We start from the raw sequence: 14,428 nt of genomic DNA, 5'->3' as shown, positions 1-14,428 counted from the left end.
CATGCACACGCGCGCCGGTTCGTGCGTGTGGCAACCCACTGAACAATTCTTTTTTTTCCTGTTAAATACGCGTTACTTGTGTCCGCGTCATACTCGTGCCCCGTGGTGCGATACTGACGCGACTCGGTCATGTCGTTGCATCGTTACCTCGCATGTTCCTTCGCTCACTCGCCGTCAGGCCACGACGCGGGTGCTTCACCTTCTTCGGCCTACGTTCTGCCGCTGCAACGCGCGCGTCCGACGAAACTATTCGTCCGATGCGTTGTCAGGCAATGGCTCGCCGAAAGGGCGAACATGCATGGGTCACGTATGAGTCAGCATTTTTTGCGTCATCGAAATCAAGCGCAGCACTCAAGCCGGGAAAAATCGCTCAATGGCATCTTTTCGAAAGAACTTCACGATTCTGATGACGTTGCAGGTATCGACGTACCTCGCACCGCTCCTGACGCTGCCGTGGCTCGCACGCGTTCTGGGCCCGAGCGAGTATGGCCGGCTTTCGTTCGCAATGGCCTTCACGGCCTATTTCATCACCCTCACGAATTTCAGCTTCTCACTGACCGCCACACCCAAGATATCCATCAATCGCGATAACCGCGCGGTGCGTTCCCAGATCTTCTGGGAGACCATGTATGCGCAGATGGCGCTCTCGGTAGCCGGCTTTCTCGTGCTGCTCGTGCTGACGTTCGTCGTTCCGACGCTCGCGGAGAATCGCCAGTTGCTGCTCGTCGGTTTCGGCATGGCCATAGGCTCGATGCTCATTCCCACGTGGTACTTCCAGGGCGTGGAAGATCTCGGCGTGATCAGCGCGCTCGTGTTCGTGGGCCGCGCGCTCAGTATCCCCGCGATGTATCTCTTCGTGCGTCATCACGACGACGTGAACAACGCCATGCTCGTCAACACGCTCGTGCCGCTCGGCTCGGGCATCGCGATCTGCATCTACTTGTACTTCCGGCGCGATATCGACTTCGTTCACGTCTCGCTCAAGACCGTCATCGATCGCCTGAAAGACGGATGGAGCGTCTTCATGGCGACATCGCTCGTCGACATCTATGCGTCGAGCAACATCGTGCTGCTGACGTTCATCTCCGGCAACGTCGCGGGCGGTTACTTCGCCGCGGCGGACAAGCTGATTCGCGCGGCGCTGAACATGCTGAGGCCGCTCAAGACGGCGGCTTATCCGCGCGTGAGCTTCCTCATGCATCACGCACGCGAAGATGCGTTCGCGTTTCTGCGCAAGATGTTCGTCGTGCAAGGCACGATCGTGTCGCTCATCTCCGTGGGCATTTTCTTCGGCGCGCCGCTTGCCGTGAAGCTGCTGTACGGTCCGCAGTTCGCACCCACTGTCGACGTGCTGCGCTGGATGGCCTTCGTGCCGCTGATGTCGGGCCTCACCGATCTCTTCGGCGTTCAGACCATGCTTCCGCTCGGCATGAAGTCGCACTTCAGCCGCGTGCTGATCGGCTCCGCGATTCTGAACTTCAGCCTGCTCGCGGTGCTGGCCATGCTCTTCGGCGAACAGGGCGCGGCGGCAACCGTCCTCATCGTGGAGACGGCCATTGCCGCAGCCATGGCCTTCACGCTGCATCTCGAAGGCGTTCCCTTGCTGAAGCGTCCCATGACGCCCGGTGGAGCGGGTTGAGGCCTGGCCCGTTTCCTGCGTCTTCACGTGGGCTGTCTTGCCTGACAGCCCCGGTTTTCCTTCGCACCCCGACTCTGCCTGCACTGTCCTGCTATAGAACTTTCACAGGCGACATGCCAAAGCTGCACGTCGCTCGGTGAAGCATTTGCATCTTGCTTGCCTGCTACTCCGAAAGTTGCACCGGTGTATGTGGGCGAGCGCACGGACGGATCATGATTCGGGGCTTAAGGTACTAGGTATCAATCCTTATTGTGAGCGGTGGCATGAAACCAGACGACCTATCGTTCGAACGCGTGCAAAGGCTGGTCGAGCGCGCTGAAAACTTGCGTATGCAATCCGCTGCGGTGCCGGTAAAGGATCTTCGTATCCTGCTGGACGTATGCGAAATAGCCTTTGCACAACGGACCATGTCCGACGTCAAAACAGAACCCGAAGTCAACTGACTTCACCATCATCAGTAAAGTCCGCGTGGGTCGGCCGGCACGGCAATGCGTAACATGCCCGGCGTGTCGGCACAGGCTATCGTCGAAGCGGTCGGTTTCGACTGATTGCATGACAAATGGACTTTACGTTTCCGCACGGATTTTTTAAGCACACTCGATAACCTCGCTTGCGCGGCGATTCGTGCGCGCGAAGGTACCTGCGTTGTCTGTTCGGAAAGATCGATTGAGCATTACCTGACTCGCCTGCTCGGACGGACAGACGAGTGCTGACGGGATGGCACATCTCACGAAGGACGCGGCAACAGCAGAAGACAGACGATACGTTCTAGTGGCTGGCGGCGTGCGCAGCGACGCATTCCGACCGAGTGGTCGAAACCACACTCGATAAGCAATGCCGCGCGCCTAGTTCTGTTTTTTGTGTTTTCCTTTGAACGTGGATGCGCCTTTGCCGTCAGAGCATGCTGCACATGGCGATATGTGGGTTACCGACCATTGATAACGACAAGACCGCTGTTCTTCTCCATTGCGATTGCCGCGGGGCGCAGGTAATACGCTATTCGAAGAGTCAAACATGAAAGAGATCGTCCATATAACAGAAGCGTTCGGAGGCGGGGTTCTCTCGATGCTGACCCAGCTTTCCAACCGCGCAGCGGCCGCAGGAGTCGGCGTAACGATCCTTCATTCCATCCGGCAGGAAACCCCAGCGAACTTCGAGAAGCTCTTCCACCCCGCGGTGAGACTCAAGCACGTCAACATGTGCCGCGAAGTGCACCCGAAAAACGACTTCAACGGCGTGCGGGATCTGGCGCGCGCGCTGCGCGAATGCGATCCGTCGGTCGTGCATCTGCATTCCTCGAAGGCCGGCGTGCTAGGCCGCATCGCGGCTCGCATTGCCGCGCCGCGCGCACGCGTCTTCTATTCCCCGCACGGACTCTCGTTCCTGCGCCGCGATGTATCGTCTGCCAAGCAGTTCGCGTATCTCACGTTCGAGCGCATCGCGGCGCGCATGGGCGGCACCATCGTCGCCTGTTCGACGAGCGAGCTGCGCGAGATCGAAACGAAGGTCAGGCCGCCCGACGCACGGATGATCGAGAACGGCGTGAACGTGGCCGAGATTCCGCCGCGCATCGAGAAGACGAGCGGCGAGCTCGTCATCGGCATGAGTGGCCGCGCTTCGTACCAGAAGAATCACGAGGCGTTCGTAAAGCTCGCGACCGACTTGCATGCGCCACAGGTCAAGTTTCTGTGGATCGGCGGCAATGTCGAAGAACTGCCGGGCCAATCGAAGAGCGCGGTCGAATGCAGCGGCTGGGTGACGCGCGAGCGCGCGCTCGAGCTGACATCGGAACTGGACATCTACGTGCAGACGTCGCGCTGGGAAGGCATGCCTATCGCGCTGATCGAAGCGCAGGTGGCGGGCATTCCGGCAGTGGTCACCGATGTGGTGGGAAACCGCGACGTGGTTCAGCACGGCGTGACGGGCTTCGTCGCGAAGAGCGAGGAAGAAATGGAAGGCTATATCGCGCGTCTGCGCGACGACTCCGCGTTGCGCGCGCGCATGGGCGCCGAAGCGCGCGCGTCGGCTTGCAAACGCTTTTCGATGGACGCGATCTTCCGCCAGTGGCTCTCGATGTATGAGTTCGGCTCGGACCGTCATTCGCGCGAACCGCTCGGCGCGAATGAAGTGGCATCGTATGAGACGAGCTCCGATTCACAGTTCTGACGCGTAAGACATGAATACCTCCTTCGCCCCAAACAAGCTCGTCTACAACGGCCGCTTCACGAGCCAGAAGACTACCGGCGTGCAGCGCGTCGCGCGCGAACTCGTCGCCGCCTTGATGAAGCTGCCCGAGGGCTCGCATGTGACGCTGGCCGTGCCGCCGCAGCCGGGCCTCGTGCCGGTGGACGGCGTGCCGACCGTCGAACTCGGATTCGGCAAGGGCGTGTTCTGGGAGCAGATCGTGCTGCCGCTGTTCGCGGGGCGCTCGCGCATCGTCAATCTCAGCAACTCGGGCTCGATCTTCCGGCCGAACCAGATCATCTACATGCACGATGCCGCGGTGTTCGACACGCCCGCGCATTTCTCGTGGAAATTCCGCATGTGGTACCGCGTGATGTTCTGGATTCTCGCGCGTACTTCGAGCTGCGTGATGACGAACTCCGAGTTCTCGCGTGACCGTCTCGCGCATCACGTCGGCGTGGATCCCAAGCGAATCGGCGTCGTGCCGCTCGCGGCGGACCATCTGGATCATATCGTGCCGGATACGTCGGTCATCGGAGACCTGAAGCTCACGCCGAACCGCTACGTTCTGGCCGTGAGCAGCATGAATCCGACGAAGAACTTCAAGCGTCTCGTCGAAGCGTTCATGCGCCTGAACGATCCTTCCATCGACCTTGTGATCGTCGGCATGAAGAATGCGACGATCTTCGGCAAGGCGCAGGATCTGTCGAGCGCGCCGAACATCAAGCAAGCGGGCTACGTGAGCGATGAAAAGCTCAAGGCGCTGTATCAGCATGCAGCCTGCTTTCTTTACCCTTCGATCTATGAAGGCTTCGGCATTCCGCCACTGGAAGCAATGCGCAATGGATGCCCCACGCTCGTCGGCCGCGCAGCCGCGCTGCCGGAAACGTGCGGCGATGCATCCATCTACTGCGATCCCTTCTCGGTGGAAGACATCGCCGCGAAGCTGCGTGAATTGCTGGACTCGCCGCAACTGAGCGAAGAGCTCCGACGCCGTGGGCTCGTGCATGCGGAGCGGTATCGCTGGACGGAGAGCGCGCGAATGCTGATGCAGTTCATAAATAGACGATAAAGCAGATGTCAAAGCGCGCCAACGCGTGCGACAGGGGAACCACAGTGAACGTTGGAATCTATTGCGATTCGGGCATCAACGGTGGGCACGAGGAGATGCTCAAGCGTTTCATGCTCGCGCTCATTTCGAGCGGGAATGTCGACACGCTCCACATTCTCGTGCCGCGGAGTAACGCAGCCCTCTACCGTTATGTCAGCGATCTGAGCCGCCAGCATCCGAAGGTCCGCACCGTCGGGCTCGCTTATACGGCCGAGGCCATTCGCGGCGACCTCTTTGCGCTCTTGCGCGCGATTCGCTCGACGGCAGCGACGCTGCGCACGCTCAATCTCTCGAAGCTGCTAATTGCACAGGGCACGATTGCATCGGGCCTCGCGGGGCTGTTGGGCGCGCGTTATGCGCGCGTGCCGACGCTGAGCTATCTGCCCCTCGTCGATGAAGCGCCCGAACACGCCGGCGTCACCGACAAGATCAAGTGGCTCGTCAAACGCGTGCTGTACCGCATGCCGGACGAGTTCGTCACGCTCAACGAACATCTGCGCGGCCAGCTGCGCGCGCTCGCGCCTCAGGCGCGCACGATGATTCTCGAAAACTACGTCGACGACCGCTTCAGCCGTTCCATGCTGACGAAGCCCGCCGCGCGCGCCGCGTTGGGCTTGCCGGACGATGGCACGACGATCATCGCGCATATCGGGCGCATCAACTTCAAGCAGAAACGTCAGGACTTCCTGATGGAAGCCATCGAGCGGCACGCGGACGCGTTCAAACATACGGTCGTGCTGATCGTCGGCGAAGGACCGGATGCCGCGCGGCTTGCGGAGATGGTGGATGCAAGCCCGGTCTTGTCCGCATGCGTGCGTATCGTCGGGCCGAAGCACGACGTGCTGCCGTACATCGTCGCAAGCGATACGCTCGTGTTGCCGTCGGCTTTCGAAGGCGTGCCGCTCGTCATGATCGAAGCGGTGCTGGCCGAGCGACCCATCGTCGTGTCGCGTATCTCGGGGCTGGATTCGTACTTGCCGAATGCGCTGCTCTTCCGTCCCGGCGATCATGAGGCATTCGTCGAGCGCATCTTCGCCGCGCGGGATGTGCCGATAACCGCGCTGGCCAACAGCTTCCGTCGCCGCTTCTCGCGCGAAGCGTTCGATGCGCAAGCGCAAAACGTAATGCTGCCCGCCATGCCGTGTCGCGGCGCATTCGATCCGGCATCGCCTCAGCACTCCGATGTTCCGGGTTGATCTGGTTTTCTCATGAGGGATGCATGTTGAAGCAAAGGCTGTGGGGTGCAATCTCGTTGGTCGGCGCGCTCGTGTGCGGCTCTGCCGTGGTGCAGGCGCGAACCGGCGCGGTGCAGTCCGCACCGCCCGATGCCCCGAAGATGAACTGCGGTGATCGCACGAACGGCGTGTTCTACGGCGTCGTCGGTCATCTGGAACATCGCGGCGTTTATCGCACGACCGACTTCGACCTGCAGATTTCGCAGCTGCGCGATCTGGGCGTCACGATGTACGCACAGGACGTGTCGAGCGAAGACAGCGCGCATCTCGTCGCGGATTTCGCGCGTCAGGCCGCGAAATCCTGCATCGGCGTGCTCGCGCTTGTGACGCCGTTCGAGCCGCAAAAGCGCGCGAACGAGCAGGAGACCTTCGAGCGCGGCTATGTGCTCGGCAAGACGGCGGGGCGTGTGTTGAAAGGCCTCGTCACCTACTATCAGGTCGGCAACGAGTACGACAACTGGACCATCCTGGGCTCGGATCGCAGCGGCGAGCATCCGTCGGATTACGACAACGCGCGGTTCATGAAAGCGCGTGGCTCGATACTCGGCCTTATCAAAGGCATACGCGAAGCGAACCCGGATGCGAAGATCCTGCTCACGTCCTTCGGATGGCTGCATTACGGCTTCACGGACATGCTCTTTGCCGGCACCCAGCCGGACGGAACCAAAGGGCATCCCATCCCTCAATGGGATATCACCGCGTGGCACTGGTATTCGAACATGGGTTCGATCACGGCGGCCGGCCCGAAGAAGGTCAATGTGCTCGAACGTCTGCGCGATAGCTATGGCAAGCCCATCTGGATCACGGAATTCGGCGTGCGCCCGAACCACGCGGACCCTGGCGGCTTCCTGACCGGCAAGGACGCGCTTGCGGGCTTCGTGAAGGCGGCCAAGACCTACGACATTCAGAACGTCACGCTCTACGAGCTTTACGACGACCAGCGCTTCGGCGGCGACGGAAACTACGGCGTCATTCACGACGACGGGCAGACGCGCAAGCCGCGCTTCGACGTCGTGCGCGACTTCATCAAAGCGAACCCGATGCCGTAACGGAAAAAACGTTATGTGTGACGAATGTCGCGCGGGCCAAACCAGTAAGTATGGCCTGTTGCGCCGCGGATGCAAGTGCGCTAACCGTCATTACGCTCATATTTGGTTCGCTACTTAACAGACGGAAGCACTTCGCGGCCGGAAGATTAGTCTGACGCTACGTATCTCGGGCGTATTGGTGTCGATTCGCACACACGGCGTGGGGCGAACACCCTGCCGTTGCAGATCGATAGAGCGCCTTGCCGATTCGCGCTCTTCTCGTTCGGGCGCAACTCGACGAGCCGTACCGCCTGACGCCCTTTGACTCTCCCGGCCACGCCGGATACACACACGAACGACGTAACGCGGCCAACCGCGCGGGCTTTGCTTTTTTGTCTGGCCCGGAAAACTACGCTCAACATTCAAACAGAGGATGCCGCCTTTGAACACGCTATACGTCAACTCCGGATCTTCGCGTCCTGGCAAGGACGACAATGAATTCACTGCGGGCGACATGATCAAGCTGCTGCGCGATCACATCGGCATGCTGCTGGTGTTCATCGTCGCGGCCGCTGCGCTCGCCTCCGCTTACGCTTTCCTCGCGGAACCGATCTATTCGGCCGACGTCGTGGTGCGTGTCGATCCTCCGGATCCGAACGCGCTCGGCATCGCGCCGCAAAACCAGATGCAGGCGCAGCAGCAGCAAACGCCGGTCACTCAACTCGCGCCGGCTGAAATCTCGGTGATGAAGAGCCGCTCGGTGCTGGAGCCGGTCGTCAATCAGTTCCACTTCGACATCAAGGTCAAGCCGCATACCATGCCGGTGCTCGGCTGGATCGCAGGCATGTTCGCCCAGCGCGGCCATCTCGCGCCCGCGTGGTTCGGCATGAAGTCGTACGCGTGGGGCGGCGAAGATCTGCGCATCGCGCGTCTCGACGTTCCGCCGTCGCTCGAAGACGCGAAGCTCGACTTCACGCTGCTCGACAACAATCAGTACCAGCTCGAAGACCCGGACGGCAACGTGCTGTTGCGCGGCACGATCGGCCGCCCCGCTTCGGCGCACGGCGTGTCGATGCTCGTCGAGGGCGCGGTCGGTCATCCGGGCGTGCACTTCACGGTCACGCGCTACAACACGCTGGATGCCATCGACCTGCTGTTGAAGTCGATCAAGGTGGCCGAGTCCACGAAGGACACCGGCATCGTCGAAATCTCGTATAACGGCGACGATCCCGATCAAACCGCCGATGTGGCGAACGCGCTGGGTCAGGCGTATCTCGCCGCCGCCGTCGCGAGCCGTCAGGCCAACGATACGAAGACGCTCGAATTCATCCGCTCGGAACTGCCGCGCCTCGAGCACGACCTGAAGGAAGCCGAAGGCCGCCTGAGCGCATTCCGCGCGAAGTCGCAGTCGGTGCAGCCGATCAACGAAGCGCAGGCATATCTGCAAGGCAGCATCACCTCGATGCAGCAACTCGCGATGCTGCAACTGCAACGCACGCAAGCGTTGCAGCGCTTCACGCCGGACAGCCCGCAAGTTCGCAACCTCGATCAGCAGATCGCGCAATACGAGCAGACTAACAAGCAGATCCAGTCGCGCTTCGACAGCATGCCCGCTTCGGAACGCCAAAGCGCCGAGCTCACGCGTGATGCGCGCGTCGCGGAGACCGTCTATCTCGGCATGATGAACAAGGCCGAAGAGCTGTCGATTCGTCGCGCCAGCACAAGCGGCGGCGCGCATATCGTCGATAACGCGCTGCGTCCGCATCGTCCGGTGAAGCCGAACAAGCCGCTCGTGATCGTCGCGGGCACGGCGCTCGGCTTCTTCGTCGGCACGTTCTTCATCTTCCTGCGTCGTCACGCGATGATCGGCGTCACCGATCCGATGTTCGTCGAACGTCGCCTCTCGGTGCCGGTGCTCGGCGAGGTGCTCTTCAGCCGTCAGCAGCAGTTGCTCGATCACGAGATCTCGGTGTCGCCTGTGGGTCACGCGCTTGGGTCTTCGAGCATGCAGACGGGCAGCGCGCCGAAGGCGTTGCCGCACGTCAAGCGCGAAGCGCACGACGACATCACCATGCCGAATCTCGGCGATAACGACCGCGACGCTTTTGTGCTCGCCACGCGCTATCCGCACGATCCGGCCGTCGAAGCCCTGCGCGCGGTGCGCACGGAGCTGTACCGCGACCTCGTGAACGCGCCGAACAACATCGTGATGCTGACCGGTCCGATTCCCTCGGCGGGCAAGAGCTTCGTCGCAGCGAATCTGTCCGTGCTGCTCGCGGAGATCGGCCTGCGCGTGCTCCTGATCGACGGCGACTTGCGCCGCGGCCACATCGCGTCGTTCTTCAAGCAGTCGAATCCCGGCGGTCTGTCGGAAGTGCTGAAGGGTCAAGTGGGCACGGCCGAAGCCATTCGTCAGGTCGGCGTGCCGGGGCTTTCGTTCATGTCGTGCGGCAGCTACCCGGAGAATCCGTCGGAACTGCTGATGATGCCGGGCTTCCGCGACATGCTCGCGCGCCTGAGCGATCAGTACGACCTCGTGCTCATCGATACCCCGCCCTTCCTCGCCGTCACGGACGCGGCCATCGTCGCAAGCGATGCAGGTTCGACGGTTCTGGTTCTGCGCTCGGGCATCCAGAGCGAAGAGGAGATCGAAGAGACCGTGAAGAAGGTGCAGCGCGCAGGCGGACGTCTGGTCGGCTCGGTGTTCAACGCCATTCCGAAGCGTCGCAGCAACCGCCGCACGTATGGTTACGCGGCGGCCTACACGAGCAGCTTCAAGCCGGCGAACTGATGGTCGTCTCGACGCACAGCATGATTGCCTGAGCGAAACGCCGCGTGCCTGCCACGCGGCGTTGCGTTTCAGGGCACGGCCTTCGGGCAACGGCAGGCAAAACAAAAGACGCAGCCACACTCTCTACGATGAAAGACAAAGCAACGCTGATCGACAAGTACTACCGCATCTGGGCCTTCGCGATGCCGGTCACGTCGTTCCTCGTGTTCCCGTCCATTCAGGGCACGACGATCGGCTATCTCATGTGCTTCCTTTCCGTGCCGCTCGTGCTTTTGTTCGGCGGCCGTTCGCGCAAGAACTACATGCACTTCGTGGGCGCGGCCATCCTCGTCTGGCTCCTGATGCTCTGCACGACGCAACTCGCGGACGTGATGGCGCCGTTCGATCCGGACTTCAGCAAGATCGCGCTCGTCGACGACAAGGACCCGGTCACGTTCATCCTGCGCAAGAGCATGTTCACGCAGTCCATCTACGTGGCGGCGGTGGTGCTTTACGCGGCGTACGTGTACTACTACTACCGGCCGACGTGGGACCAGTGGATCTTCGCGGCGGTGACGCTCTTCGCCCTCTACGGCATCTATGAAGTGGTGTTCTACGTGCTGACGGGCTCGCCCGGCGACTTCATCTCGAACCGCGCGTTCGGCGACCAGTTCGGCCGCGGCATCGTGCGCTCGGACGGCACCGTGAACGGCAGCTCGTTCCAGGTCGTGAGCGCGGGCGGCATGTCGATACAGCGTCTAAAAGCGCTGACCGGCGAGCCGTCGATGTACGCCATGTCCATCTTCCCCTTCTGGATCTACTTCAACGCGACGGCCCGCTTGCGCTGGCCGGTGTGGATCATCGGGCTGTCGCTCGTGATGAGCACGTCGTCGACGGTGCTGATCGGCTATGCGGTCTTCGCGCTCATTCGCATGCGCAAGCTCGGCATCAATCCGATCAAGGCGCTCATCGGCGTCTTCCTACTCGCGGTGGTCGCGTTCGTCTTGCAGGACTATATCGCCGACCTGTTCCAGCAGATGGTGATGGACAAGCTCGAAGGAAAGAACGAGTCCGGCTCCGACCGCGCCATGCTGTTCTTCGAGTCGTTGCGCCTGTGGGTGCATGCATCGCCGCTGAACCAGCTATTCGGCATCGGCTTCGGCTATATCCGCTCCACCGACCTGTTCTCCACCCTGCTCGTCAACACGGGCGTGATCGGTCTTGTCGGCATCAGCGCGCTGATGCTCTACCCCGCGTTCAAGCTCGACTGGGACGCGCGCGGCATGGCGCTGCGGCAGTGCTGCGTCGCGACCTGGACCATGATGATGGTCTCGGTGCCCGAGTTCGCGTACCTCGCGCCGTGGACGTTCATCGCGATGGCGTACGTGCGCGTGCGGGCGCTGAAGCTCGCACGGAAGAACACGCGCGATGTCATGCCGGGCCATGCGATGGAGCCTTCGTACATCAGCCCGGAATTCGGCGTGAGCGTGAGTCCGAACGTCGGCGCCCGGGTCGGTTCGCCGATGAACGCGAACCGCCCGCGCATCGGCAGCCGCATGAATCCGCGCGGCCGTCACTCGTGATCGCCCTGACTCGCTTCGTTGCTACGCTCTACAATGGTGGTTTCGACCATCGGCGTAGAGCCGTGCAACCAGGAGCAAACAATGTCGACAGTCACGACCGATTCCGGTCTCAAGTATGAAGACGTCACGGTCGGCGAAGGCGCCGAAGCCGTCGCGGGCAAGACCGTCAGCGTGCACTACACCGGCTGGCTGACCGACGGCCAGAAGTTCGACTCCAGCAAGGACCGCAACGATCCTTTCGCCTTCGTGCTCGGCGGCGGCATGGTCATCAGGGGCTGGGACGAAGGCGTGCAGGGCATGAAGGTCGGCGGCGTGCGCCGTCTCACCATTCCGCCGCAACTCGGTTACGGCGCGCGCGGCGCGGGCGGCGTGATTCCGCCGAACGCCACGCTCGTCTTCGAAGTGGAACTGCTCGACGTCTGAGCATCACGGCATGAACGCGCCGGTCCCCCGCCCTACCGTTTCGCTGCGCCGCTATGAAGCGGTGCAGGCATCGGACGAGCACGACTTCCATCAGATCGTGCTCGGTTACGATGGCGCAATGGGCATGGCGGTGGATGGCGGCGAATCGCTCATCGACCGTCATCGCGCGTGGATCATACCTGCCGGCGCGCGTCACGAGTACTGGGCCGAAGGCGTCAATCGCCAGCTCGTGCTCGATCTTCCCGCGTCATCGGTCGCGGTGCCCGCGCGTTTCTTCGAGCGCGCGCGTACCGTCGATCTCGATTCATCGGTCACGCAGCTCGTCGCGAACGTCGCCGGGCGCCTTCCTACCGACGATACCGCCCTGCCCGCGCGTCTGGGTTGGCAAGCAGCCACGCATCTGTGCGGCGCCTTGATGGCCGGCGCGGGCGCATCGCTCGATGCCGAGTTGCGCGGCCTCGACTTCGCGCGCATCGACCGATGGCTGCGCGCGCATCTTTGCGAGCCGCTGCGCATCGCGGATCTCGCCGCGCATTGCGGCTTCGGCATGCGGCGCTTTCACCAGTTATTCAGCGAGGCGTTCGGCGAGACGCCGCATCGCTATCTGCATCGCCTGCGTCTGGACACGGCGCTGACCTTGCTCGCCGATCCGCGCGCCTCGCTCACGCACGTCGCGCTCGAAGTCGGCTTCGCGGATCAAAGCGCATTCACGCATGCGTTCTCCAAGCGCTTCGGCATCGCGCCGGGGCAATGGCGCAGCAGCGCACTCAAGACGCCGCGCGAGCCACAGACGCAAAAAAGCCCGCTCGTCTGATCGACCGAGCGGGCTTCTCGAAGCCAATACGAAGGCTTATTCCACCGACAGTTGCAGATGCAGTTGCGAACGCGCGGGACCGCCTTCGAGCGCCTCGCCCGCGATATCGCGGTCCGTCTGCTCTTGCGGCGCGAGACGCGCGGTCTCGATGCGATCGAGATAATCGGTCGTGACGTCGCCGGTAATGTAGTGGCCGTCGAAGCAGGACGCCTCGAAATCCTTCAGCGCCGGATTGATGTCGCGTACCGCGTTCTTCAAGTCCTCGACATCCTGATACACCAGATAGTCCGCGCCGATCATGCGCGCCACTTCTTCGTCGCTGCGGCCATGCGCGACGAGTTCGCCGCGCGTCGGCATGTCGATGCCGTACACGTTCGGGAACTTCACCGGCGGCGCGGCAGACGCGAAGATCACCTTATTCGCGCCAGCATCGCGGGCCATCTGCACGATTTCATGCGATGTCGTGCCGCGCACGATCGAATCGTCGACGATCAGCACGTTCTTGCCCTTGAACTCGATGCCCATCGCGTTCAGCTTCTGGCGCACCGACTTCTTGCGCACCGCCTGACCCGGCATGATGAACGTGCGGCCCACGTAGCGGTTCTTGAAGAAGCCTTCGCGATATTCGACGCCGAGCTTCGCGGCCACCTGCATCGCGGCGGGGCGCGACGAATCGGGAATCGGCATCACGACGTCGATCGGCACGTCGGGCAGCACGCGCTTGATCTTCTCGGCGAGATAGTCGCCCATGCGCAGACGCGCGTTGTAGACCGGCACGCCGTCGAGGCACGAATCCGGACGCGCCAGATACACGAGTTCGAAGATGCAGGGATTGAGCACCGGCTTTTCGGCGCACTGGTGACTGTGCAGATTGCCGTCTGCGTCGATAAAGATCGCTTCGCCCGGCTCGATGTCGCGCACGAATTCGAAGCCGATGCCTTCGATCGCCACCGATTCCGACGCCACCATCCACTCGACGCCCGTCGACGTTTCCAGCTTGCCGAGCACGAGCGGGCGAATGCCGAACGGATCGCGGAACGCCACGAGACCGTAGCCCGCGATCAGCGAGACGATCGCATACGAGCCCTTCACCCGCCGATGCACGCCCGCGACCGCCTTCCACAGCGCGGCTTCGTCCAGTTCGAGGCCGGAGCTCGCCAGTTGCAACTCGTGCGCGAAGACGTTCAGCAGCACTTCGGTGTCGGACGCGGTGTTGATGTGCCGGCGGTCGATCCGGAACATCTCGTCCTTCAGCTGCATCCAGTTCGTCAGATTGCCGTTGTGCGCGAGGATGATGCCGAACGGCGCGTTGACGTAAAACGGCTGCGCTTCTTCCTCGTTCGACGCCGAACCGGCCGTCGGATAGCGCACTTGCCCGATGCCGACGTTGCCCGGCAGGCTGCGCATGTTGCGCGTGCGGAACACGTCGCGCACCATGCCGTTGGCTTTGTGCATGTGGAAGTTGTTGCCGTTCGCCGTGGCGATTCCCGCCGCATCCTGCCCGCGATGCTGCAAGAGCAGCAGGCTGTCATAGATGAGCTGATTGACGGGGCTTTGGGAAACTACACCTACGATGCCGCACATGGCATGGTCCTTCAAAGAGTCGAAACGGTAGAGAGGCGTGCCGGCGTCGCGCCAGGT

The 14,428-nt window shown here is 62.1% G+C and carries 11 protein-coding genes; 10 read left to right on the top strand and 1 reads right to left on the bottom strand.

Going from position 1 to position 14,428, the window contains the following annotated elements; genetic code table 11:
* Positions 1–373 precede the first annotated feature (373 nt).
* The 10 genes from LDZ24_RS14730 (at position 374) to LDZ24_RS14685 (ending at position 12,787) form a co-directional block, all read left to right on the top strand.
* A complete protein-coding gene (locus LDZ24_RS14730; protein ID WP_248322967.1) occupies positions 374–1,639 on the top strand; it encodes a flippase in 1,266 nt (421 codons plus the stop codon).
* A gap of 263 nt (positions 1,640–1,902) precedes the next feature.
* The gene (locus LDZ24_RS14725; protein WP_248322966.1) at positions 1,903–2,082 is read left to right on the top strand and encodes a hypothetical protein; all 180 of its coding nucleotides are present in this window, start codon (positions 1,903–1,905) and stop codon (positions 2,080–2,082) included.
* A 571-nt stretch (positions 2,083–2,653) separates the two neighbouring features.
* On the top strand, positions 2,654–3,805 hold the full coding sequence (locus LDZ24_RS14720; RefSeq protein WP_248322965.1) for a glycosyltransferase: 1,152 nt from the start codon (positions 2,654–2,656) through the stop codon (positions 3,803–3,805).
* Between the two features lie 10 nt (positions 3,806–3,815).
* Positions 3,816–4,895 carry a glycosyltransferase family 1 protein gene (locus tag LDZ24_RS14715; RefSeq protein ID WP_248322964.1) on the top strand — a complete coding sequence of 360 codons (1,080 nt, stop codon included), beginning with the start codon at positions 3,816–3,818 and terminating at the stop codon, positions 4,893–4,895.
* Between the two features lie 44 nt (positions 4,896–4,939).
* A complete protein-coding gene (locus LDZ24_RS14710) occupies positions 4,940–6,130 on the top strand; it encodes a glycosyltransferase (RefSeq protein ID WP_248322963.1) in 1,191 nt (396 codons plus the stop codon).
* Positions 6,131–6,153: 23 nt separating this feature from the next.
* The gene (locus LDZ24_RS14705; RefSeq protein ID WP_248322962.1) at positions 6,154–7,218 is read left to right on the top strand and encodes a glycosyl hydrolase; all 1,065 of its coding nucleotides are present in this window, start codon (positions 6,154–6,156) and stop codon (positions 7,216–7,218) included.
* Between the two features lie 412 nt (positions 7,219–7,630).
* Positions 7,631–9,988 (top strand): polysaccharide biosynthesis tyrosine autokinase, encoded by a 2,358-nt coding sequence (locus tag LDZ24_RS14700; RefSeq protein WP_371747444.1) that lies wholly within the window; start codon positions 7,631–7,633, stop codon positions 9,986–9,988.
* 128 nt (positions 9,989–10,116) lie between these two features.
* Positions 10,117–11,550: a hypothetical protein gene (locus tag LDZ24_RS14695; protein ID WP_248322959.1), complete on the top strand. Its 1,434-nt coding sequence runs from the start codon at positions 10,117–10,119 to the stop codon at positions 11,548–11,550.
* A gap of 81 nt (positions 11,551–11,631) precedes the next feature.
* Positions 11,632–11,973: an FKBP-type peptidyl-prolyl cis-trans isomerase gene (locus LDZ24_RS14690; protein ID WP_248322958.1), complete on the top strand. Its 342-nt coding sequence runs from the start codon at positions 11,632–11,634 to the stop codon at positions 11,971–11,973.
* A gap of 10 nt (positions 11,974–11,983) precedes the next feature.
* Positions 11,984–12,787 (top strand): AraC family transcriptional regulator, encoded by an 804-nt coding sequence (locus LDZ24_RS14685; RefSeq protein WP_248322957.1) that lies wholly within the window; start codon positions 11,984–11,986, stop codon positions 12,785–12,787.
* 36 nt (positions 12,788–12,823) lie between these two features.
* Here LDZ24_RS14685 and purF read toward each other — a convergent pair whose 3' ends face one another.
* On the bottom strand, positions 12,824–14,371 hold the full coding sequence (gene purF / locus LDZ24_RS14680) for an amidophosphoribosyltransferase (protein ID WP_244849796.1): 1,548 nt from the start codon (positions 14,369–14,371) through the stop codon (positions 12,824–12,826).
* Positions 14,372–14,428: the final 57 nt, after the last annotated feature.

This window comes from Caballeronia sp. Sq4a (genome assembly GCF_023170545.1).
Taxonomy (GTDB): domain Bacteria; phylum Pseudomonadota; class Gammaproteobacteria; order Burkholderiales; family Burkholderiaceae; genus Caballeronia.
This window is presented reverse-complemented; position numbering and strand designations above follow the sequence as displayed.

Coding starts and splice junctions, on each gene's coding strand:
- LDZ24_RS14720 (WP_248322965.1), top strand. CDS start 2,654: ATGAAAGAGATCGTCCATATAACAGAAGCGTTCGGAGGCGGGGTTCTC.
- LDZ24_RS14705 (WP_248322962.1), top strand. CDS start 6,154: ATGTTGAAGCAAAGGCTGTGGGGTGCAATCTCGTTGGTCGGCGCGCTC.
- LDZ24_RS14695 (WP_248322959.1), top strand. CDS start 10,117: ATGAAAGACAAAGCAACGCTGATCGACAAGTACTACCGCATCTGGGCC.
- LDZ24_RS14725 (WP_248322966.1), top strand. CDS start 1,903: ATGAAACCAGACGACCTATCGTTCGAACGCGTGCAAAGGCTGGTCGAG.
- LDZ24_RS14700 (WP_371747444.1), top strand. CDS start 7,631: ATGCCGCCTTTGAACACGCTATACGTCAACTCCGGATCTTCGCGTCCT.
- LDZ24_RS14690 (WP_248322958.1), top strand. CDS start 11,632: ATGTCGACAGTCACGACCGATTCCGGTCTCAAGTATGAAGACGTCACG.
- LDZ24_RS14730 (WP_248322967.1), top strand. CDS start 374: ATGGCATCTTTTCGAAAGAACTTCACGATTCTGATGACGTTGCAGGTA.
- LDZ24_RS14685 (WP_248322957.1), top strand. CDS start 11,984: ATGAACGCGCCGGTCCCCCGCCCTACCGTTTCGCTGCGCCGCTATGAA.
- purF (WP_244849796.1), bottom strand. CDS start 14,371: ATGTGCGGCATCGTAGGTGTAGTTTCCCAAAGCCCCGTCAATCAGCTC.
- LDZ24_RS14715 (WP_248322964.1), top strand. CDS start 3,816: ATGAATACCTCCTTCGCCCCAAACAAGCTCGTCTACAACGGCCGCTTC.